Annotated in this window: 12 protein-coding genes; 5 read left to right on the forward strand and 7 right to left on the reverse strand. The window is 69.9% G+C overall.

The window, feature by feature from the left end:
* Positions 1 to 26: 26 nt before the first annotated feature.
* The 6 genes from Van01_RS27140 to Van01_RS27165 all read right to left on the reverse strand — a co-directional run bounded on the left by Van01_RS27140 (position 27) and on the right by Van01_RS27165 (position 7,270).
* Positions 27 to 1,829: a type IV secretory system conjugative DNA transfer family protein gene (locus Van01_RS27140; protein WP_204013401.1), complete on the reverse strand. Its 1,803-nt coding sequence runs from the start codon at positions 1,827 to 1,829 to the stop codon at positions 27 to 29.
* Entirely contained in the window at positions 1,826 to 3,277 is a 1,452-nt protein-coding gene (locus Van01_RS27145) for a TraG/VirB4 family ATPase (RefSeq protein ID WP_204013404.1), read from the reverse strand. The genes Van01_RS27140 and Van01_RS27145 overlap by 4 nt, the downstream gene beginning before the upstream one ends.
* A gap of 97 nt (positions 3,278 to 3,374) precedes the next feature.
* Positions 3,375 to 4,865: an SCO6880 family protein gene (locus Van01_RS27150; RefSeq protein ID WP_204013407.1), complete on the reverse strand. Its 1,491-nt coding sequence runs from the start codon at positions 4,863 to 4,865 to the stop codon at positions 3,375 to 3,377.
* Between the two features lies 1 nt (position 4,866).
* The gene (locus Van01_RS27155; protein WP_204013410.1) at positions 4,867 to 6,111 is read right to left on the reverse strand and encodes a hypothetical protein; all 1,245 of its coding nucleotides are present in this window, start codon (positions 6,109 to 6,111) and stop codon (positions 4,867 to 4,869) included.
* 97 nt (positions 6,112 to 6,208) lie between these two features.
* A complete protein-coding gene (locus Van01_RS27160; RefSeq protein ID WP_204013413.1) occupies positions 6,209 to 6,955 on the reverse strand; it encodes a DUF8175 domain-containg protein in 747 nt (248 codons plus the stop codon).
* A gap of 3 nt (positions 6,956 to 6,958) precedes the next feature.
* Positions 6,959 to 7,270: a hypothetical protein gene (locus tag Van01_RS27165; protein WP_239099336.1), complete on the reverse strand. Its 312-nt coding sequence runs from the start codon at positions 7,268 to 7,270 to the stop codon at positions 6,959 to 6,961.
* Positions 7,271 to 7,490: 220 nt separating this feature from the next.
* Here Van01_RS27165 and Van01_RS27170 point away from each other — a divergent pair, with 220 nt between their 5' ends.
* The 4 genes from Van01_RS27170 to Van01_RS27185 all read left to right on the forward strand — a co-directional run bounded on the left by Van01_RS27170 (position 7,491) and on the right by Van01_RS27185 (position 10,783).
* Complete coding sequence (locus tag Van01_RS27170) at positions 7,491 to 8,018, forward strand: hypothetical protein (RefSeq protein ID WP_204013415.1); 528 nt, start codon at positions 7,491 to 7,493, stop codon at positions 8,016 to 8,018.
* Positions 8,018 to 9,088 (forward strand): M23 family metallopeptidase, encoded by a 1,071-nt coding sequence (locus Van01_RS27175; protein WP_204013417.1) that lies wholly within the window; start codon positions 8,018 to 8,020, stop codon positions 9,086 to 9,088. The genes Van01_RS27170 and Van01_RS27175 overlap by 1 nt, the downstream gene beginning before the upstream one ends.
* Positions 9,089 to 9,235: 147 nt before the next feature.
* The gene (locus tag Van01_RS27180) at positions 9,236 to 10,414 is read left to right on the forward strand and encodes a hypothetical protein (protein ID WP_204013418.1); all 1,179 of its coding nucleotides are present in this window, start codon (positions 9,236 to 9,238) and stop codon (positions 10,412 to 10,414) included.
* 96 nt (positions 10,415 to 10,510) lie between these two features.
* Positions 10,511 to 10,783, forward strand: a complete 273-nt coding sequence (locus Van01_RS27185) for a hypothetical protein (protein WP_204013420.1) — start codon at positions 10,511 to 10,513, stop codon at positions 10,781 to 10,783.
* Here the strand turns inward: Van01_RS27185 and Van01_RS27190 are convergent.
* Positions 10,756 to 11,088, reverse strand: a complete 333-nt coding sequence (locus Van01_RS27190) for a hypothetical protein (RefSeq protein ID WP_204013422.1) — start codon at positions 11,086 to 11,088, stop codon at positions 10,756 to 10,758. The genes Van01_RS27185 and Van01_RS27190 overlap by 28 nt on opposite strands.
* A gap of 27 nt (positions 11,089 to 11,115) precedes the next feature.
* Between Van01_RS27190 and Van01_RS27195 the strand changes: the two genes are divergently transcribed.
* The gene (locus Van01_RS27195; protein WP_204013424.1) at positions 11,116 to 23,172 is read left to right on the forward strand and encodes a helicase-like domain-containing protein; all 12,057 of its coding nucleotides are present in this window, start codon (positions 11,116 to 11,118) and stop codon (positions 23,170 to 23,172) included.
* Positions 23,173 to 23,209: the final 37 nt, after the last annotated feature.

The raw sequence follows: 23,209 nt of genomic DNA on the forward strand, positions 1-23,209 counted from the left end.
GCGACCTCCTCGCGCCAGGTGGTCGATCAGGGGTGCTCGGTGTGGGACTTGGCCTGTGCGGATGTCTTCATCGCTTCGGTGGAGGCCGCTACCGCTTGCGTCAGCCGGGCGGCGAGGGGGCCTTCAAACCAGGGCTGGAGGGTGATCAGCGCTGCCCGCATGCCGGTGGCCAGCAGCAGTGCGGTGCCCTTGGGCAGGGCGCGTACGTGCGCGGCGTCGAGGATGCGTTGCCGCCGGGTGCTCGTCTGCCACGAGTCGTGCCCGGCGCTGCCCCGGGTTCGGGACGCCACCGCGACGTCGTGGTCACCGACGAGCCGCGACAGGTCTTCGGCGAACCGCGCGTCGTCGATGCCCGCACCGACTAGCTTGCAGGTGGCGGCGCTCCACAGGGCGTCCATGCCGCGTTCGCCCCAGACCCGTGTGCCTTGCCGGTAGGACTGCAAAATCGTGATGGCGACGACGCCCCGACTTCCGAGGTGCGAGTACTGGTCCGGAAGGTCGCGGATCTTGCAGATGTTGGCGGCTTCATCGAGGCAGGCGATGAGCGGTGGGTCGAGCCGGCCGCCGGCTACCTCCGCTGCTTGTACTGCGGCGCGCAGGATCTGGTCGGTCAGGCCGGCCACCAGCGGTGCGGCGTTGCCGGCGCCGTCTTTGGACAGCAGGTAGACGGTGTCGGCGGTGCGTGCGAATCCGGCCACGTCCAGTGCCGGTATGGGTCGTGTTGGTGGGGTGACCCACGCCATGATCGCGGGGTTCGCCAGGCAGGCGGCAGCGGTGCGAGCTGTTTCGTAGATGCCCTCGCGCGTCTCGGGGGCACCGGCTTGTCGGCCGGTGAGGGCTCGCGCGGAGGCGAGGTATCCGGCGTCGTGCAGGATTCCGGCGGGGACGCGGCTGGTGGAGTCGGATAGCCAGCGTTGAACGCCGAGCAGCGTCCCGCCGCTGGTGGCGGCGGCGAGGATCAGGGAGGTCAGCAGGTCCAGGGCGCCCATCGACCAGAAGTCGTCGCCTTGGTGCTCGTTGCGGATCTGCTGGATGAAGTGGTCGGCGAGCCGGTGGGCGCTTTCCACGTCGCGAACGACCGTGAGGGGGTTCCACCACCATTCCTGAGCGACGTGGGCGATCTGCTGTGGGTCGAAGACCCACACCCGTCCGTGTTCGGCGCGCAGTGCGGCTGTCGTGGCCCACAGGTCTGATTTGTTGCTGGTGGCGATGGCCGCGCCGGGGGCGTGGAGTACCGCGGGCACCGCGAGCGCGGTCGTCTTCGCGGCGCGGGGAGCCATCACCGCGAGGACGACGTCTTCCCACGAGGCGTAGAGGGCGGGGGAACGTCCGGTGCGTCGCCGTAGTGTGCCGAGCGCTACGCCGGCCGATTCGGGGGCGATGTGCTTGCCCGGCTCGTGGGCGAGGCTGGGCCGTAGCCGTCGGGCCTTGCTGGTAACGGCTGGCAACGTCAGCGCCTCGATATCGCGGGGCGTTGCCAGCGAGCGCAGCGGGTCGTCGGCGGAGGGACGTCGGGCGAGCCACCACAGCCAGCCACCGACGGTGGGGAGCAGGACCACGGCCAGGGTGAGCCCGTACACGGCCGCGACCAGCAGCGGCGGCACGTCCGGCCACAGCGTCGCCCAGTCGCCCCGTAGCAGCCCTTGCACGAAGGGGCCACCAAACGGCGGCCCGGTGTCCCACGGCCGTCCGGTGAGCACGGTGGCGATCCGCCCGGACAGCCAGGCCAGCCACACCATTCCGATGGCTGCCCAGGCGGTTCCTAGCAGGACGTACGGGGTCAACGGGCCACCGGCGTTGCCGCGTGGTTCGACGGGCCGGGTACTCATGGCCGGTCCTCGCGCACGGCGGCGTCGGTGTCGTAGAGGCGCCATTCGTCACCGACCAGGGTCAGTGACACTGGCAGGCCGGGCCGTTCTCCCGTCTTGACGAGGTATCGGCCACGGCCGGGGTGCACGCTGCCGGGAATCCAGGCTTCGGGGGCGGCCCAACTGGCGACCAGCTCCCGTTCCGGGCCGGACAGTCGCACGACCTCGTTGACGCGGGCCAGTTCCCGGGGCGGCAGCCCGGCCAGGATCTTGATGGCGGAGCGTTCGATGAAGCCTTGGGCCTTGCTGCGGTCCTCTGTGGTGGGCAGCGCGTCGAGGTCGGCGAGTGAGTGCGTCACCATGACGCTGGCCATGCCACGTTGCCGGTTCAGGCGGGTCAACGCGTCGGCGTGCTCGACGAGCCCAGACGCGCCGCGCAATGCCCGCCAAAGTTCGTCCATGACGGCGAGGAACTGTCGCCGGGGGGCGAGGCCCTTGTCCGCGAGGACGGCGGCGGCGTCGACAACCCCGAACGCGTACGCCCAGACGGAGAGCATGGCGGCGCTGACGAGCTGGTCACCGGCGGCGGCGACGTGGCTGATGTCGACGGAGACAGCGGGTGCGTCCAGGTCGATGGGCGTGCTCGTCGGGGCGTCGAACACGCCGCGCAGCGATCCCTCCAGCAGCAGGGCGAGGGTGGGGATCAGTTCGTCGACCCGGCGCCGGTACTCGCCCTCGGTGCGGGCACGGGCGGCAGCGCGCAGCTCGTCGCCGCCGTCTTCGACGAGCTTCAGCACGTCGGGCACGGTCGGGTCGCGGTCGAGGCGTTCGGCGAGAACGTCGATGGCTCTGCCGAGAACGACTTCCTCGGGATTGGTGATCGGGCGCCCGCGGACCAGGGCACACAGGGCGAGCAGCAGCGCCATCCGCCGGCCACGGATTTCGAGCCGGAGTTGCCGTTGTTCGAGGCCGCTCATCCGGGTGAGCGCGGCACCCAGTGGTCCCGAGTCCAACGGGTTCAGTCGGTCCAGGCCCCGGCCGATGGTGATGACCTGGCCGCCCAGGTGTTCCACGAGGGGGGTGTAGTCAGGTTTGGTGTCGCCCAGGATCAGGGCGTGGGTGCCGCAGGCGACCATGCCGGTGATCAGGCGCTTGACGATGGTGCTCTTGCCGGCGCCGGGCTGGCCCAGGACGAACATTCCGGGGTTGGTGATTAGTCCGGCGCGCAGCCACTCCAGCGGGTCGAGGCAGACGACCTCGCCCCACAACTGGTGCCGGCCGATCGGGACACCCAGCGTCGGTGCGCCGCTGCCGGCAACGTAGGGGTAGAGGCCGCACAGCTGAACGGTGGTGCCCTGGTACTCCATTCCGGGGTGGACGTGGCTGGCGCGGCCGGCGCCCGGGGCGCGTACGCCCCAGGCGGGGGCGAGCCCAGCGGCGTCCCCGACGGCGGTACGGGTGCGTGACATCGCAGCGTGCTCCTTCAGACGAGCGGTGGAATCAGCGCGGACAGGGATCGCCCGCCCCGCCGCGACGTCCGCGACGAGGGCGAGTAGGTGCGACGGGTCAGCGGGGCCAGTGACGGGCGAGTTGCGGCGGGCAGATGCCGCACGGCAACGTCGCGGCGAAGCCGGCGGATTGACTGGCTCGTAGCCGCCGGAGTCGGATCTTGGCGGTGTCGGCTCGGCTTTCGATGTCGGCGACGGCGCGGCCGAGCTGCTCGTTGTCCAGGACGGTGACGGTGGTGAAGAGGCTGAAGAAGCCCACGCCGGAGCCGGTGGCCTCTTCGCGGGCCGCGCGCAACGCCCGCTCCCGGTCGGCCAGGTCGCGTGCCGACTCGTCGCGGCGCTGGGAGCGGTGGTATGCCTGCCGGAACTGGGCGGCGTTGACCTCGGCTTCGACGATGCGCGCGGCTTCCCCGGCGGGCAGCGGACGGTAGAAGATGGTGACCCGCTTGGGATGCGGGCCGGGCGCGAGCAGCCTCGCCAGCACGTCGGCGTGTACCTGCTGGCGCGGTGCCTCGTGCAGGGCCCACGACACGGAGACTCCCGAGTCGTGCACGTACCGGTCGAGGTGTTCTTCGGCCATGACAGGTCCGGCGGTTTCCCAGTCCAGCCAGCGACTCATGTCGACACCCTGCTGGCTGGACAGGCGGGAGACCTCGCCGCGGATCGCGGGGTCGAACGCGACGCGGACGGTGGCCGCGAGGTGGGCGGCGGTGGCACGGCCGAGCACCGTGACGCCGCAGCCGCCGAGCGAGTCTTGGAGCCCTGGTAGCGCCCGGCTGATCTCGTCCAACGCCTCGTCAACGGTGCGTGGCTTCGCGGGCGACGCGGCGGGGTTGAACGTGATGGTGAGCCTGGTTTCCACGTCGGCCGCAGCGGCGGGGGAGACCTCCACGAGACGCTGGAGAACGCGACGTGCGCTGGCCGGGGCGTTGGGCGCGATCCGCCGGCTGACGTAGTCGGTCAGCCGGGACCCCGGGTCGGGCGCGGTGTCCACCGTGACCGCAACCCACCGTACAACCGGCAGGTAACCGAGGTTCGCCATCCAGGAGCCCCAGTTCGCGACCCACGTGGCAGTCGTGTCGGGGTCCGCGAGCCAGGTGGACGTCGCCGCGCAGCGCAGGGTCACGGTCATCGTGCCGAGCCGCCGGTTGTAGACGACACCGAAGTCACCGCCGTGCTCGTCGGCCACATCGAGCAGGACGGTGGGGGCGAGCAGGCCCGGCAGTTGCCAGGCGTGCTCGCCCGCGACCATCACCCCGGAGCGGTACGAGGTGTAGCCCCGGGTGGTGCCGATCGCCCAGCGCACCCGTTGGGCGATGCCGGCCGACAGCGGCATGCCGTCCCACCGCAGCACGATGAGACCGATGGTGATCAGGCATGGTGCCGCGACGACGGCGAGGATCCGGAGCCCGACGGACCCGGAGATGATCAGTACGGTGATCGCGGCGAGCACGACCCCGGTCTGCATCGGACCGAGCCCGAGCAATCCCATGCCCCGGGACGGGCGCCACCCGCCGTAGGTACGCACGTGTGGCTGGTCGGAGGCCATCTCAGCGTCCTTCCTGCATCGTCGCGCTGGTGGTGTTCGCCGCGGACTTAGCGGCCTGCGTGCCCGCCTGCGCCGCTGCCACTCCGGCGATGACGATCGGCGCTGCCGGACCCGTTGCGGCTCCAGCCGCTGCTGCGCCGCCTGACGCTGCGGTTGTTCCGGCCGGGACGGTCGTCGCCGCGCTGCTGGCGGTGGCGGTGCTGGCGTGGCCGTTGATCACTGTCGGGCTGGGTGAAGGGGGAGGGGACGGCGGGGCGGGCGCCGCGCCGGTCGGACCGTTACCACCCGATTGGGGAAGGGCGGTGTCGATGTAGCGGGCATGGTCGGACGCGCTGCTGCCCCCGACCGCCCGCAACGACGACGCCGCGTGCAGGCCCGCCGCCACACCGGCGCCGAGCATCCCGATGCTGTTGCCACCGCCGGAGCTGAGCGTTCCGGTGAACAGCTGGAAGAACTTGGCCATGGCCGGCAGAGCGATGATCGACAGCAGCAGCATCGCCAGGCCCATGATGAAGTCGCGGCCGTTGCCGCCCATCATCGTGAACGAGGTGGCGTAGACCGTGGCCGCCGCAGCCTTGTACGTCGCGAGCGTCAGTGCCCACGACAGCACCTTGGGCAGCCACGACGAGGTTCCCTGGGTGACCTTGCCGGCCGCCGCGAGTTGCAGGAGGCCGGCGAGGACGACGACGGAGCCCTCGCGGAAGACCATCAGGACCGTTTGCAGCAGGGTCGCCAGCAGCACCACCATGCCCACGACGAGCGTGATGAACGGCGCATCCTTCACCGCAGGTAACAGCACCGCGGCCATTGCCGCGCTCATTGCCTCGTTCGGTGGTTGCGCCGAGTCCTTCAGCACGGCCTCGTTCAGAAGCCATTGGGCGTAGCTGTCACCGGCCTTGAGGACCATGTGCGTGCCGGCGATACCGACGGCACCCCACAGGCCAGCGGTCCAGACACCGCGAACGGCCTGGAGCAGCGGCTCACCCTTGCGGGTGATGGTCATCGTGATCCCCTGCCACACCAGACCGGCCACCAACACCAGGACCGTGATCGGAAGCAGGTAGCCGCGGAGTTGCTGCGCCGGCCCGTCGGCGGTGTTGCACTGGGCGACCCAGTCGCCGGGAGCAGTACCCGCCGGGCAGAGGTTGGTACTGGGCACCAGCAGCCACGACGCCAGGACCGTCACCATCCACCTGACCGCATCCTCGGCCGCCCCAGCGAGCCCACTGACGACCTGGTCGACCATGGAGTCGCGGATCCGTCCGGGAGCGGTGGCCACGGTGGCGGTCCCGGCGATCACGCCAGGGCAGGTGATCGGCATGAACGGGTTACACATCGCTGACTCACCTGCCGCCCGGGAACACCGTGAACCCGCTGGCGTCGGTGACCAGCCACACGCTGGCGTCGAATCTGCCACCCGCCGGGGCGATCAGCGCCCAGTCCGACCCGGTCCAGCTCATCCGGACCGCAGACGCGGCCAGAACGCGCCGATCGGTGTCGGTGGCCGACTCCGTCAGCAGCTCCACCGACGCCTCACCCGGCGTGTACGCCGTGACCCGGTAGCCGCGCAGCGCCGTGTGTAGTTCCCCGACCGGCCCGCCGTAGCTGGCCTGTTCCTGGCCGCGCAGGTCGTCGTACTCCTGCGACACCCGCGCCCGCATCGCCGCAACGTCCGGCCCGACGACCTGTGCGGCTAGCGTCGGGTTGAAGATGTCCGCGCCGACCTGCGGTGCGACCCGCAGCACGATGTGCACGGCCGCGAGGACCGCGCCGCCGCGGTCGTGGGAGAACCCACGGGCCAGGCCGGCTGAGGTGTCGGACGGGCCGCCCTGGGTCGAGGCCGGCACGGCGACCCCCGCAACGTCAACCCAGCGCAGGTCATCCGGTAGATCGTTCTCGGCGCTGCTGCTGCCGGTCGGGGGTTGCGACGCATGCGGAGCGGGGGACGCCGGGGGTGCCGGGGTGGGCCGTGCGCGGGAGATGAAGACGACCCCGGCGGCGGCGAGCAGCAGCGTCGCGATGACGGCACCGACAGCGGTCAGCCGTCGGGCTGCGGTGCGCCGGGTACGGGTGATCACGTCGTCGGTCACGGCTCACATCACCGCCCCGACGATCAGCGCGGCGACGGCGCCGAGGGTGAGGCCACCGAGCACCCACGGAATCCCGGCAGCGCCGTCGGCCGCGAAGGAACTGCGGTTGCGCCGGCCAACGGTCATCATGATCCCGCAGGCCAGCAGGCCGCCGACGCCGCCGACGATCAGGATCCACTTCATCCAGCCGATGAACAGGTTTCCCAGCTCGCCGAGGCCGTCGGGCGCCACGGGGGCGGGGTTCGGGATGGCCGGGTCCGGGGTGGGTGCCGCGACGACGATGTCGGCGGCCAAAGCGAGGTAGTGAGCGAGCACGTCGTCCTCCGAGTCAGTGGTGACGACGCGCGGTGTGCGCGTCTGCTGATGACGCTGGTCTCGCGGCGCTGACGGGCAGTTGCCGTCGCAGTTGGCGGCGGCGTTACCGCCACTGCCTGCACGGTTGGCAGCGGTAACGCCACCGGTGGCCGGCGAGCGTCGGGGCATGTATGCGCGAACAAATCACCGAACACGGGCAGCGGCGTTGACGCTCGCCGTCGTGTCGCTCGTCGCCGGCTGCGGCCGACAGCAGGCCGAATACCCCGACGACAACCCGGGCGCCCAGAGCCCGCCCGCACCCATCCGCCCCGCCGTATCGGTGGCGCCGCCCACGGCCGCCGGATTCGACTACGCCGATCCTGGCCGGGTGTGCCGCGCGTTCGTGGCCGCGTTGTTCAGCGCGGACACCAACCGCGACCCGGGACCAGGCGCGGCCTACCAGCGGGCCGCCGCGTTCATGGACGGTGCGCTCGCCGCGCAGAGTCCGGCAGCGCAGCGAGACGGCCGGTGGGCAACCTGGGTCGCGCACCGCGCCCGGCTGGCCGTCGAGCAGACGGAGCACGCCGACATCCACCGGCCCCCGGACAGCAGCGTCGAGGCATACCGCGCCCAGCGGGCCGCGGTCACGCCGGTCGGCGTCGACGGCTGGCGGGGGTGGACCGAGCACAGCACGGTGTACTGCACGCTGCGCCGTATCGACGTGGGCTGGCGGGTGGCGCAGTACGACCTGGTCCCGGCGAGGCCGTGATGTCCGCCAAGACCCGCAGCCTCTTGGTCCTCGCCGTCACCATCTTCGTGCTCGTTCCGCTGGCCCTGGTCGTCGTCACCGCGGTCGTGACGTCGTCGGCCCCGGCGTACGCCTGCATCAGCGGCCCTGCCACGCCGTCAGCCAGCCCGTCCGGGGCGACGCCGGCAGCCACCTCCACACCGCCGGCATGGCTGGCGGAAGGGTCGTGGGACAGCGAGCAGATCGGCAACGCCGCCGTCATCGTCGACGTCGGCGCGCAGCTCAATGTCCCCAGCTTCGGCTGGGTGATCGCCGTGGCCACTGCGATGCAGGAGTCGTCGCTGCGGAACCTGCCCGGCGGCGACCGCGACTCCCTCGGGCTGTTCCAGCAGCGGCCCAGCCAGGGATGGGGAAGCCCGGAACAGATTCTCGACCCCCGCTACGCGGCGACGAAGTTCTACGAGAAGCTCGTGCGCGTTCCCGGCTGGCAGGGCATGTCGCTGACCGCCGCCGCGCAGGCCGTGCAGATCTCCGCCTTCCCCGACGCGTACGCCAAGTGGCAGTCCGACGCGCAGCGCCTCGTGGACCTGATCACCGCCCGGCTCGGGATCACCTGCACCGTCGGCGCCGGCGGCCCGTGGCAGCTCCCGCTGCCGAAGGGCAGCTACGCGTTCGTCTCGCCGTACGGAATGCGGTGGGGCCGGATGCACCGTGGTGTCGACCTCGCCGCGCCCACCGGCACCCCGATCCTCGCCGCCGCCGCCGGCACCGTCACAAGCGCCGAATGCACAAGCCCCTACTGCGACCGGCCTGGAAGTCCGAACACACCCGGTTGTGGGCTGACGGTGGAGATCGACCACGGCGGCGGCGTGGGCACCACCTACTGCCATGCCAGCTCGCTAAACGTTCGGGCCGGTGACCGTGTCACCGCTGGCCAGCAGATCGGGCGGGTCGGGTCGACCGGCCACTCAAGTGGTCCTCACCTGCATTTTCAGGTGCACCAGCCGGCTCCGCCCATCTCGAACGCCACGACCATCGACCCGGTCCCGTACATGCGTGGCGTTGGTGCGGATCTGCAAGGAACAGGCTGAATCGCAGGCTTTGTGGTGTTTTCCGGTGTCCGGTCGGCCCCGAGCGCCTCCGGGCCCGCGCCTGATCGGGCGCTCCCACTTTCCCCTCTTCTCCGCACCGCCGGCGCCGGTGGTCGAGCGACGTGTTGACACCCAAGGAGTTTGGCGATGGATGAGCGCACGGCAGCCGTAGCGCTGCGGGCGATGGCCCCGCGCCTGATGGGCGCACCGACCGACACGCTCGCGGCAGCGGCGGCATCCGCCTGGAACGCCCACCGCGACGGCACCGTCATGCAGGTCCCGGCCATGCGCGCGGTCGTCGACGTGGCCTGGCGGCCGGGCCATCGCGCGGGCGTGCAGCGTGGACAGCAGGTAACCGGCGCTTTCCTGGCCACCGCGATTTTGCGCCGTGCGGAACCGGCCCAGCCGGGGATGACCGGGTTCCACCGCCTTGTCGCCAACTGGCTGCACGCCGCCCGGGTGGAGCCGGAGAGCCTGCGCGATTATCTGACCCGCGCGGGTTGGCAGCAGGCCGCGACGAAACCGGGGGGCGACGTCTTCGCCCGCGAGGCGCGGCACCACGGCAGCCCGCACCGGCCCGAGATCACCGTGCCGCAAGCCCGGCCCGAGGACCACGAGCTGGCAGTGCTCACCGCCGCCACCCTTCTCGCCGGGCTGGAGCAGCGCGAGGTCGCTCAGGTGCTCGAAGACCTCGCCCCTACCCAACCGGCTCGCGCGCCGATGAGCCCGCAGGCGCTCGACCTGCTCCGCATGGCGTATCAGGCGACCAAGGAAGTCACCCTCGCCGCCCCGACCGTGCTAGACCAGGGGCCGCACCACAACGACTACCGGGTAGCGCTCGGGGACTGGACCGACGACACCGAGGCCGGCCGCCTCGCAGCTGCCGTCCGGGTGGGGTACGTCCACGGCTTCCGCGACGGGCACAGCGACGCGAGTTGGTCGGTGGCGGGCCGGATGCTCACCGCAGTCGACAACCTGGTTCCCGAGCACGTCCAGCGTGCTGTCCTCATCGACGGTCGCAGCGGATTCGACTGGTTGCGCGCCGCCGAGGTGGACGCGCGGTGGGCGGCGGAAGCAGACATGCTCGGCCGCGTCTCCAACCCCGGGTACCACAGCCCGCCCGGTGCGGCTCCGCTCATCTCCTTCCCGGCAGCCGCACCCAGCACCTCCGATGCCGCCGCAGCCACCACACATCGCGCCCCCGCAGCCCGGCTGGCGTTCGGCCCCCTCCGCGTCGATCCGGCAGGGCAGAACGCCACGTCCACCTCCGGGCATTTGCCCGACGCGCCACACCGGCTACCGCCCACCCCGCGGAACGTCCGATGACCAGCCCGTCGAACCACCGAGAAAACCCGGCGACGGATTTGACGGACGGCCCCGACGCCGCGCCACACTATGAGTACGCAGCGGAGGAGCCCAAGGATGCTGAACCTGTACGGAGCACAGGCCAAGGAGCACTGGACGCAGACCTGGCCGGACCGGGTTCGGGAGATGGAGGACCCGGAGGCGTTCTTCGCCCGACTGGGCCAGGACATCGAGGCCGCGATCGAGACGACGACGCGGACGCTCGCGGGCCCGGCCCCGGCCGGGGAGGGCTACCTGAGCAGGCTCCAGCGGCTCAACACCGCCCGCCACGAGGCGGAGAGCCACGTGATGCGGCGAATGGTCTACCTGGAACCCGACGAGACGGAGTAGACCCGGACCGCCTCCGATTCCGGCCGAACGGGCAGCGTGACCTTGCGCCGTCGGGGGAACGCGAACGGGTCGAGGCGAACCTCGCCGCCGTCCGGATCCTGCGTGCCCTGCGGGCCGAGCAGCGGCCCGCGACGGCGGCCGAGCAGGCACAGCTCGCCCGGTGGTCCGGGTGGGGCGCCACCCCGCAGCTCTTCGACGAGCGGGACAAGTACGCGCACCGGTTCGCCGACGAGCGCGCCGAGCTGCGCGAGCTGCTCGGCGACGACGGCTACCAGGCGGCCAGGACCACGACGCTCAACGCCCACTACACCGACGCGGCCTACGTCGCCGCGATGTGGGATGCCCTGCGCGCCCTCGGCCTGACCAGCGGCAGGGTCCTCGAACCCGGCTGTGGCAGCGGCAACATGATCGGCCTGGCACCTGAGGGCATGCAGATGGTCGGGGTGGAACTGGACCCGACCACCGCAGCGATCGCCCAGGCGTTGTACCCGGACGCCCGGATCCTCGCCGAGTCGTTCGCCGACACCCGCATCAGCGAAGGCGCCTTCGACGCCGCGATCGGAAACGTCCCCTTCGGCAGCCACAAGCCCCACGACCCGCAGTACAACCCGGACCGCCGGCACTCCATCCACAACCACTTCCTGCTCAAGTCACTGCACCTGGTACGGCCCGGTGGCATCGTCGCCCTGATCACCTCCCGCTACACGATGGATGGCACCGACGACGCCCACCAGCAGGCCCGCGCACAGATGGCGGACCTGGCTGACCTCGTCGGCGCCGTCCGGCTACCCGCCACCGCGCACGCCGTGGCGGCCGGCACCGAGGTCGTCACCGACCTACTGATCCTGCGCCGCCGCTCGCCCGAGGCCACGCCCACGTCTGCCACCTGGCTGACCGCCCGTGCGACCGAGCTGCCCGGCGCCCGCGAGGGAATCGCACCGGCCAGCATCCCGGTCAACGAATACTTCCTCGCCCACCCCGACCTGGTGCTGGGAGAAAGCCTCGTCGACAGCAGCCGCCACGGGCCCGCACTCACCGTCCGGGGCACCGGGCCGACCGGTCCGGCACTCGTCGAGGCGCTGCGTCACATCACCACCGACGCACGCAGCCGCGGTCTCGTCGTCACCCCCGCTGCCCGGGCCGTCGAGGACCAGCCCGACGTGGTGTTCCACAGCGACCTCCAACAGCAGGAAGGGCTTTTCCAGGATCTCGGCGACGGACGGTTCACCCAGATCCGCAACGGCCGCCCGGCCCGCCACGACCCACCCAAGACCCAGATCGCGGAACTGCGGTCGCTGATCCGACTACGCGAAACCGTGGTCGCACTGCTCGACGAAGAGGCCGCGCATCGCGAGGACACCCCCACGATGGCCAGGCTGCGCGCCGACCTTAACCGCTACTACGACACCTACGTCTCCCTGTATGGCCACATCAACCGGTACAAGTCCTCCACCAGCACCCGCCGGGACGTGAAGACCGGTCAGCAGGTCGAGAGCGAGCAACGCCGGTACCCGCCGATGGGCGGATTCCGCTCCGACCCGTTCTGGCCGTACGTCGCCGCGCTGGAGGACTTCGACGACGAGACGCAGGAAAGCAGCAAAGCCGACATCTTCCGGGGCCGGGTCGTTGTCCCCCCGACGCCGGCCACCCGCGCGGAATCGCCAGACGACGCCCTCGTCATCTGCTGGGACACCTACAACGAGATCCGCCTCGACCACATCGCCCAACTACTCGACCTCGACAACGAGGAACAGGCCCGCCAGGCGCTCGGCGACCTGGTCTACGACGAGCCCGGCACCGGGCGGCTGGTTCGCAAGACGGAGTACCTGTCCGGCAACGTCCGGCGCAAACTCGCCGATGCCCAGGCCGCCGCCGAAACCGACGAACGGTTCGCCACCAACGTCGAGGCGCTGCGCCGGGTCGTACCACGAGATCTCACCGCCGGCGAGATCGAGGCCCGCCTCGGCTCCCCGTGGATCGACGCCAGCTACGTCCAGCAGTTCCTGCGCGAGATCCTGGAAGACGACCGGATCACGGTCAGCAACATCGGCGCCCGCTGGGCCGTCAGCGGCGGCAGCAAGGACACCGTGCTCGCCCACACGGTGTGGGGCACGAAGGCCCGTTGCGCCCAGGATCTCGCCGCGAACTTGCTCAACAGCCAGACCATCGAGGTCACCAAGACCAAAGACCTCGGTGGTGGCAAGAAGACCACGGTCAAAGACACCGAGGCCACCGCGTTCGCCCAGGCCAAAGCGCAGCAACTCGACGCCCGCTTTCGTGCCTGGTTGTGGGAGGAGCCGCAGCGCGGCACCGCCCTCGGCAAGACCTACAACGACCGATTCAACGCCCTCGTTCCACAGTCCTTCGACGGCGAGACCGTCACCGCGCCGGGCATGTCCGCCGCCTACCGCCTGCGCCCACACCAGATGGCGGCCGTCGCCCGGATCCGGAACACCCCCGGCGTCGGGCTGTTCCACGGCACCGGCGCCGGCAAGACGCTAGAAATGATCGTGGGCGGGATGGAACTGGTCCGCCTCGGGCTGGTCAGCAAACCCGCATACGTCGTCCCGAAGGACGTGCTCGGCCAATTCCAACGCGAGTTCCTCCGCGCCTACCCCCGAGCCCGGATACTTGCCGCGGACTCCGAAGACCTCCGAGGCCACAAGCGCCGCCAGTTCGTGGCCCGCTGCTCGACCGGCACATGGGACGCCATCATCCTGTCCCACAACGCGTTCAAGAAGATCCCGGTCAGCAAAGGCGTTCAGGTCGACTACCTGAACGCCCAACTCGACCGCCTCAAGGCACACCTCGCCAACGCCGAAGACGCCGACCGGTTCACCGTCAAGGACATCGAGAAGCAGGTCGAAAACCTGAAGGAGGAGATCAAGGAACTGCTGGCCAAGCCCAGCGACGCGGGCGTCGAGTTCGAGCGCACCGGAATCGGATACCTATTCATCGACGAAGCCCATACCTACAAGAACCTGCGGGTGATCTCATCCATCACCGAGCTTGCCCACAAAGGCAACCAGATCACCGCCGACCTGGACATGAAGCTCGGCTACCTGCGCCGCACCTACGGCCGCCGGGTGGTCACCCTCGCGACGGCGACACCGCTCGACAACTCGCCGGCCGAGATCATGACCATGATCAAATACGCTGCGCCTGAGCTGCTGGCCGACGCCGGCATCGAAGAGGACGACCAGTTCCACGCCACCTTCATCCAACCCCGACGCCGCGTGGAGATGACCGCCGACGGAAGCCGCTTCGAGTCCAAGACCCGCTACGCCCGCTTCGTCAACATCCCCGAGCTGCAACGACTGCTCTTCAGCTTCGCCGACATCAAGACAAAGAAGGACCTCAAGCTCGGCGAACCGACCATCATCGGCGGCCAGCAGGAGATCCTGTCCGTCCCCGCCTCCGCGGAACTCCGCGAGCACATGGCGGGACTTGCGATGCGCGCCCGCGTGGTGACCGGCGGCAAACCTCCGCTGCGCCGAACGGTCAACGGGGAGATGAAGGAAGACAACATCCTGTGGATCTCCAACGACGGCCGAGCGGGATCGCTGGACCTGCGCCTTGTCGGCAGGTCGACCCGAGAGACACAGAAGGTCGACGTCACCGCCGACCGCATCGCCGAGATCTGGGCCGAACACAAGGACGATGTCTACTTCGACGAGAACGGGGAGCCTGAACCACGACGGGGCAGCCTCATCCTGGTCTTCTGCGACCTCGGCGTGCCCAAGGATGGCTGGAACGTCTACGAAGAGCTGCGTGACAAGCTTGTGGACCGGGGTATCCCGGCCGGAGAAATCCGGTTCGCCCAGGAAGCCAAGGACCAGAGGAAAAAGGCACAGCTCCAGCAGGATGCCCGGAACGGCAAGATCTCCGTCCTCGTCGGCAGCCGGGCCAAACTCGGTACCGGCGTCAACATCCAACGGCGGGTCATCGCCATCTTCCAGATGGACCCCACCTGGAAACTCACGCCCATCACCCAGAGCTTGGGACGCGGCCAACGTCAAGGCAATGCCAACCCGGCCATCCACCACATCTTCCTGGTCACCGAGAACTCCTACGACCCGTTCTTCTGGCAGAAGGTCGACACCAAAGCCAAGTTCACCGACCAGATCCTCGACCAGAACAACACCGCCCGCACCATCGACGCCGTCGAGGACGACAACGGCGGGCGGATCGAACCCGCCGTCATGTTCGCCGTCGGCGCCGGACGACCCGAACTGTTGGAACTCGCCCGAGTCGAAGAGACCTTCAGCGCCCTGGAACTAGAACGGCGCATCTGGCACAACGAACAGTTCACCTTCAAGACCACCATCGCGCAAAGCCATCGGACAATCGCCGACCTCGAACAGAGAATCCAGCAGGCAGAACAGGTCATCGCCCGCCGCCCCGACCTGCGCGGCGACGCCTTCTCCATCACCCTCGCCGACCGCACCTACGACCGGCGCGTCGACGCGGGCGCCGCGCTCATCGGCGGCCTGCAAGCCGCCGTCCGTAACCTCCCGCGCGGCGGCAAGAAACACCTCCAACTCGGCGCGTTGGGGCCGTTCCCGCTCAGCGCCCTGGTCGACTACCCCGTCATCGGACCAACCAGCGTCACGATCACCCTGCACGACGTGCCGGAGGGGATGCTCTGGCTCGACGCCAAAGACCTACCCGACCAGGACCCCACCGGACTCATCCGCAAGATCGAAAACCGGCTGACCAACGTCGAGGCCATCCGCCAGCGCGACACCGAGCACATCGAACGCCTCCGCGCCAACATCGAGCAGGCAGAAAGCCGTGTCGGGCAACCCTTCCCCCGACAGGACGAACTCGACCAGAACGCGGCACGGCTACGGGAACTTCAGGCAGACCTGAAAATCCTTGACGGACCCATCGCGGCCCCAGAGTCCTCGCCCGACCCCGTCGACGTCGACCTGCCCACGACGGCGGTCACATCGGCCCCCACCACCCGGGGTAGCACTGGCGGCTCCACCCGGGCGAGCGACCTGACGACCGCGCCCGACACCGACTCCCGCAGCATCGGCCGAGACAGCCAGGACGAGGCTACGTCCCAGCCGGAAGGAAACATCGCCGACGAGCCGCACCCGCAACAGCCCGAGGTCGCCCAGCCGGCATTCCGGGCCGACCACCCGGCGATCGCCGCACTGCTGGTACGCGCCCTCGACGACAACCTGCTGCGGCAGACAGCCCGCGTCAACGAACTGGACAACTTCGCCCACGTGGTCGGTCCCTGGCTCAGCGACCAGATGATGGCCGCGTTCGATGACGACCCGAACAGCGAACTGGCCCGCGCCTACCTCGCCGACACCCGCGTCGCCCGCCAGATCCAGCAACTGGTCACCGAGCAACTGTGGAACCGTGTGCGCCACCACGACGACGCGCTCCCTGGCAGTGCCGAAACCAGCACCGAGACGCCAACCGATCACTCGCCCGATGATCACACCAGTGAGGCCGCACGGTCAGACCCGTCGTCGGCTCCAGACGCCGCAGATGCGACCCACGCTCCACCCAACTCACCCGCCGTCGACAACGGTGAGCAGCGCACCCCCGACCGGGGCCAGCCCGACGCCGATCGCGCGAACCGCTCCGCGCAATCCGAGGCCGACGCGGATCGCGACGGTGCCGCCGTAACACCGGTCCAGCACCGCCCGAATGCCGTACCAGCATCCGCGCACGACGACGCCATACCCGTCGCGGGCGAGGGGCCCGATGCGTTGGGCAAGCCCCGGCACGAACGGCAGGGCCAGTCCGAGCACGCGCTGCCCGAGACGCAGCGTGCTCGCCGTGGGCACCCGTTCTACCCACCCGCCGACCTCGCCGTGCCGGCGTTGTACGCCACCGAGCAGCAGCCCAACGGCGACAAGATCATTTATTTGCACTACTTCGGTGGTGGCAACGACTGGTGGATTGCCGAGTACGACCCACCCACCGGGGAGGGCTTCGGCTACGCCTGCATCAACGGCGACGCCGACAACGCGGAATGGGGTTACCACAGCCTGGTCGAACTCGAACAGATCCGCAGGGGCCTCCTGATCATCGAGCGAGACCTGCACTGGACTCCCAGACCGGCCCGCGAGCTGCGCCTACCCGGTTGGCGAGCCGACACCGGCCCGATCGCCACCCCCGCCGAGGCATCCGCGCCAACAGAACCGGTCGAACCGGTCCGCGGTCCCGCAGCCGAAGCTTCGGAATCCCCAACGCTGGACAGAACAGCGTCCGACAAGGCGTCCACCGCAACACCGGCCTCGGTCGCGCCGGCCGCACCAGCTTTGCCCGACGAGGATGACCAGGCCATCGCCGGACCTGCCCGACAGCCGCAGACCGCAAGCCCGGCCGTACAGGACGAAGGCAGCAGCACTGCCGCGACCTCAGTAGGCGAGACGCCCTCCGCCGGCCAGGAACCGCCGCCATCCCTCACCACAGTGCCCCCTGCCGCCGCCGGCGCCGCCGCTACGCCCACACCCGGCGGTACTCCCGCGCTCGCCCCGGACATCGCGGCATCATTCGCCGGGGGCACTCCCTACACGAGCCGCAACCGGATCCGTGGTCCGCTGCGTGGCACCAAGACAGCGGCGAACCAGCTCATGCGCCTGCCCCGCTGGAAGACGATCATCCAGTCACCGGGCGGGCAGTACCAGGCCGAGAAGGACCTCGCCCACACCATCGACGAGTTCAAGACACTCACGGTCGACGACAGCGACCCGCGCGAGATCCTCGACCTGTCCGTACGCCTCGCACGCCAGTCCAGAGACCTGCGCGCGGCCCGAGACCACCCCGGCGTCGACCCCGTCCTAGCGATGCTGGACAACCTCGCCCGGATCTCGTCCATGCTCGCAACGGACCTCGTGGCCACGGCTGTGACCCCGAAGCGGTGGCAGCGAGTCTTCCCCGACGCCCCGGCCCGCCCACTTCCACAGGCCGACCCAATCCCAGCAACCGAACCCGCCGGCACCGAACAGGTGACCCCGCACTGCACGGTCGAACCCTCCGCGCCAGCGCTTGGCCCTGCCGCCGCGCCGGGCGAGGCGGCGACCGAACTGCTGACCACGCCGCCACCAGCCCTCGACTCGCGACCGACACCCGCGGCGACGACTCCACCCATCGACGTCGGCGCGGCAGGGGCGGACGAACCCGCCGCCATTCCGGACACCGCCGTGGCCGAGGCCGGCGAGACATGGATCACCCGTATCCAGATCACCGTCGACAGTACGGGCGTCACCGTCACCGGCACCCGGGGAGGACCACGCGAAGACGGACTGCGCTCCCTACTGAAGGGACACCGGTTCCGCTACATCGACGGTCAGTGGCGGTACTTCGGGCGACGCGCCGACCGTGACCACGCGGTGAGCGAGATCCAAGCCTGGTTGCAGGAACAGGACCAAGCGGACAAGAGGGTAAGTCGTCGGGCGCCGCAGTTCCCGCCGACCGAGCAACAGCAACGCATCATCGACGCCTACCAGCAGGGTAAGACGATCGTGGTGCAAGCCCTCGCCGGTACCGGTAAGACCTCCACGCTGCAAATGCTGGCCCATCTCGATGACCGCCGCATCGCCTACATCGCCTTCAACCGCAGCATCGCTGACGAGGCCAAGCGGAAGTTCCCGCGCAACGTCACGGCCGACACCTCCCACGCCTTCGCGCGGGCCGGACTTCAGAACTCGCCCCTGCGCGACAAGGTCTCCAAGGTCGGGCCGCGCGGCGAAGGCGCCCAGTGGCCGGAAGAGTGGGCAGAGGTCCTCGGAGTGAGTGCCCCGCTCGGCCCACAGGCGCTTGCCCCCGAGGCGGTCGCCCGGCTCGTCATGGCCACGGTGCGCAAGTTCCGGGAGAGCGACGACGACAAGATCGCGCCTCGACACCTCCCCGACAGCCTCCACCAACCCGACGGGCAGACCGTCGCCGCCGCCGTGCTGGCCCTCGCCGAGCGTGCCTGGGCCGACCTCAACGACCCGGACGGCCGGCTCCGGATGCGGCACGACGACTACCTCAAGATCTGGGCGCTGGGCCGGCCGCGCCTGCCGTACGACGTGATCTTCTTCGACGAGGCCCAGGACATCGCCCCGGTACTCGGGAAGGTCATCAAAGACCAACCGGTGCAGACCGTCGTCGTCGGCGACTCGAACCAGTCGATCTACGCGTTCCGCGGCGCTGTCGACGCCCTGCGAGGATGGCCAGCGGACATCACCTTGCCCTTGACCCAGAGCTTTCGCTTCGGACCGGCCGTCGCCGACATCGGCAACCAGTTCCTCGCCCGGCTCGACTCGCCATGGCGCCTGGCCGGCAACCCCGCGCTCACCTCCACCATCGGTGCCGTCACCGAACCAGACGCGATCCTCGCCTGGACCAACGCCGGAGCCGTCGCGAGCGTGTTCGAGTCGTTCGACGCCGGCCGCCGCGTCGCCCTCGTCGGCGGAGGACGCGCCATCGAGGACATCGCCAAGGCCGCCAAAGACCTGCAAGCAGGCCGCCGAACCACACACCCCGAGCTGGCCAACTTCGCTCACTGGGATGAGGTACGCGAATACGTCGAATCCGATGACGACGCTCAGTCCTTGCGCGCGTTCGTCCGCCTCGTCGACCGCCGTGGCGCCGACGAGCTGATCTACATGGCCAAGGAACTCATCCCCGAAGAGCGGACCGACGAGCACGGCAACCCGGCGTACGACGTCATCGTCAGCACCGCCCACAAGTCGAAGGGCCGCGAATGGCGCAGCGTACGGATCGCCGACGACTTCCCCCAGCCACAGGAGAACACCGAGACAGGGGAAGTCGTTCTGCCCGCCGCTGAGATGCTGCGTCTCGCCTACGTGACCGCCACCCGGGCCAAGGAACGTCTCGACCTCGGGTCGCTGGGATGGATCCAGGACTTCGCCAGCCAACCGGCCGCCCAGACGCCGCCGCAACCCCGCCCGGGTACCGATCGTGCCCCGGCGCCCCGCCAGGCGGGCAGGGCCGTACAACAACTCGACCTGTTCGCCACCGTTGAGCCGTCCCAGCCCGCCCACGACCGCAGCGACGAACCGGACGCGGCGCCGGTCGCGGGCCCACCGCAGCCGGCACCGGCCCACGAACCAACGGCAGCCGCCCCTGCGGCCCTTGAAGACCAGCCCTCGCGAGCCGAAGCCCTCGGACAGGCCACGGCCGTCACCGAGGCCGCCGACGCGCACGCCGAACTCTACGTGGCTGACGAGGACACGCACTCGGCCTCCGCCCCACAGCCCGATACGCCGAGCCCCAGCTCACGGTCCACGGCCGTAGCCGTCATGACCCGCTACACCCCGGCCGGAAGCACCTTCACCGTCGAACGCGGCACACGCTGGATCAAGGTCGTCAACCAGCACCAGTCCGCGTACGCCTTCGTCGACCCGGCAACCGACGAGTGGTACTACGCCAAAGACTGGCGCAGCCCGAACAAGAGGCATCCACTCAACGCCGAGGAACGTGCCTGGCTCGCCGCCCAGCTGCCCGACGACCTACCCCAGCCCCAATCCACCATCGCCTCGCCCGAACCATCCGTGGACGACGACGGCCTCGCCGAGGACCGCGACGATCTACCGCAGGCGGACTCGGGCGACAGGCCGTCGGTGCAGTCCACCGGCCTGGACCAGGAGAGCGTGGTCGCCTCGCCCGACCCCTCCGACGCCGTACCGGCCAACATTGCCGGAGACGTACCCGGTACCGAACCAGCACCGGCCACCACCGACACCCTCGACCCTGCACCGGCCCGAGTCGAGGACGAGCCCGAACCACCTACATGGCCGACGCCCGCCCGCCGGGCCCAACTCATCAAGGCCATCGAGGACTACGCACCCCGCTACACCGCGCAGAACACCAACGGATACGTCAACTCCCCAGCCTGGTACGTCGCCACCACCCACGTGCCCGGCGGCGCCAGTGACGAGGAGTGGGCATGGATCTCCGACTACATCGCCGAACACCCCGAGGTGCTTAGCCGCCGACCGCTGAGCCACGACGAGCTGCGCGAGCGAGATCGCGCCGTTTCCCAAGACCTGTCTGTCCGCGCCGCTCAGGCACTCGAAGCAGGCGACTATGATACCGCGCTGACCATCGTTGACCAGGCCGAACCCCTCTACCTGCACATCGAACCGTGGGACGAGTACCGCCAGTTCATCCACGATGAAGCGGCCTCGCGCCCAGCCGCCCCACCACCCACCCCCGACCTCTCCCAGGAACAGACCGCGACGGCCGAAACCGCACTCGGCGACCGGGCCCTCTCACTTACGAGCCAGTCTGGGGCGCCGGACATCCCGGAGCCAGCCGCAGGTGCCGACCAGTCCGAGGACGACGTCACGGGTGCGCCGGGAGAGGCCGACACCGAGGCGACGACGGCAACTACCATCCCTACCAGTCGGACACCGGAGCCAGCGCCGCAAGCAGGTGCCCAGACCACCCCCCGGCCGAACCCAGCGACCGATCGATCGGAAAACGTCGTACCGCCGGATCCGTTCGCACCATTCACCGCCGTTGAAGCGGCCCGCATCGCCCACGCCGTGCAGGACTGGGCAGCCAATTGGTACGGACAGGCGGGCGCCTTCACCTTCAGCCGGGAAGACGCGGTCCGGTACGTCGCCGAGGGGCACCTCCAGCAGCTTCATGGACACTCCCTCGCCGAGGTGATCGCGGCGGTCGACGCCTACCTCGACGCCCATCCGGAGATCCTTCAAGCCGGCCGCCTCACCGACGAACAGCGCGCGCAGCGACAGCGAAAGCGCAACGAGCGGGCACAGCAGCTATCCAGAGCCAGCTACCGTGCCTTCCAGGCTGGCGACCTCGACCAGGCCGAAGCGCTCATCGACGAAGCTCAACTCGCATCCCCCGACTACCAGCCGCCCAGGACGACCTGGGCCGAGGTACGAGCGCGGATCGCCGCCGCCCGCGACACCCGAACACCGTCGCCGACCAACCTCGCCCCGCCCCAGCAGGCTGCCCCGAAGACCGCCACCACCAGACGCCAGCAGGATCGCACCGATACCAAACCAACCGGCGACCACGAGCCAGCACCACCGCGTACCTCAACGGCTAGCAGTACCGAACGCATCCGGCCGCCCGCCACGCCGGCCACACCCCCGCGGCCTGCAGCCTCACGCCGGGTACAGCAGAGTGCCGGACCCGACGACCTGCGCCAGTGGGAAGACCGCGCCGCGATGTATGAACGATGGGCGCAGCTTGCGGCCATCACCGGCCAGCCGGGCATGTACCTCCATCGCCCCGGCCAACCTCCCCAGCCGCTCACCCCCGCCCAGGCCATCGACGCCTTCAACACCATGATTGACTGGGTGCGCCGTACCGGCGGCGTCGGCGCCAGACTCGCGTACAACGGCGTCTACATCAGCCTCGGCGCCACCGGCGACCCCAACCCCCAGCTCCGGATCGCCGTCGGCCATCGCACCAGCTTCACCGACCTTCCGCTGGCCAACCCCTGGCCACCCCCCGCAACCCGCGGCAACCTCCTGCGGAAGATCATCAACTACGTCGACGCGGCCGAAGACCGAGCGATCAAGCTGCGCCGCCGTATCGCAGAGGCCCTGCGAGGCACCGCGAATCTCCGACGCCACGCCGCCTCTCAGAACGGCAGCCAGGCACCGGCCGGCCTGCCCACCACCCGGACCGCTCCTGCGGCCCGGCCACCGCACAGCGCCCACACCGCCACAGCCGAGCGAGACCAACCATCGACCGGTCCCCAGCCGCCGACGTACCCCCCGGCAACCGGAGAACCCGAGCCCAGGAGCTTGGCGGGACTACGCCAGCAAGTCAGCGCGTGGGTCGCCCAATCGGTCATCTACGAGCACATCGCCACCGCCGCCGAAGCGCACCCCGGGGGATTCGCCCGTCCGGGGCATTCACCGTTGACCGAGGCTGAGACGGCGGCGTGCCTTGCGGCAGCCGCAGCCCAGGTCCGGCAGGAACACACCGCCACCACGCCCGTCACGTGGGGACGCGTCCAGGTCGGCCTCCGCCCGGTCGATGATCGAGTCGAGGCACATCTTTCCCTCGACGGAATCAACGGTGTCCCGGTCCCGGTTTCGGACGAGCCGAGCCGGACGGTCAGCGCGATCACCGAAGCGATTACCAACGCCAGGTCGAGATCGGCACAACTCGCCAGACGAGCCGACGACCTCGCCGCGCGGATCGCAGACCAGCCAGCTTCCGTGAGCAGGCCACCGCGACCGTCGCTGTCGTTTCCCGCGCTCCGTCGTCCAAAGCCTGGTTACGGCACCGACAACGGCCGACAGGATGCCACCCTTGCAGGTGCCCGCTCACCGGCCGCCGACATCCAAAAGGGGCCCAGTACGAGGGAAGGGCTGTCGCCTCGTGCTCCGAACGTAGCAAGTACCAGCCGCACCCGCCGATGACGCCGAGCCGATCGACTTCGACGAGATCAACCTCCAG

The organism is Micromonospora andamanensis, from assembly GCF_016863495.1.
Lineage (GTDB): Bacteria > Actinomycetota > Actinomycetes > Mycobacteriales > Micromonosporaceae > Micromonospora > Micromonospora andamanensis.

Excerpts from the sequence above, each read along its gene's own strand:
- Van01_RS27140 (WP_204013401.1), bottom strand. The coding sequence starts at position 1,829 with ATGAGTACCCGGCCCGTCGAACCACGCGGCAACGCCGGTGGCCCGTTG.
- Van01_RS27145 (WP_204013404.1), bottom strand. The coding sequence starts at position 3,277 with ATGTCACGCACCCGTACCGCCGTCGGGGACGCCGCTGGGCTCGCCCCC.
- Van01_RS27150 (WP_204013407.1), bottom strand. The coding sequence starts at position 4,865 with ATGGCCTCCGACCAGCCACACGTGCGTACCTACGGCGGGTGGCGCCCG.
- Van01_RS27155 (WP_204013410.1), bottom strand. The coding sequence starts at position 6,111 with ATGGTCGACCAGGTCGTCAGTGGGCTCGCTGGGGCGGCCGAGGATGCG.
- Van01_RS27175 (WP_204013417.1), top strand. The coding sequence starts at position 8,018 with ATGTCCGCCAAGACCCGCAGCCTCTTGGTCCTCGCCGTCACCATCTTC.
- Van01_RS27180 (WP_204013418.1), top strand. The coding sequence starts at position 9,236 with ATGGATGAGCGCACGGCAGCCGTAGCGCTGCGGGCGATGGCCCCGCGC.
- Van01_RS27185 (WP_204013420.1), top strand. The coding sequence starts at position 10,511 with ATGCTGAACCTGTACGGAGCACAGGCCAAGGAGCACTGGACGCAGACC.
- Van01_RS27195 (WP_204013424.1), top strand. The coding sequence starts at position 11,116 with ATGTGGGATGCCCTGCGCGCCCTCGGCCTGACCAGCGGCAGGGTCCTC.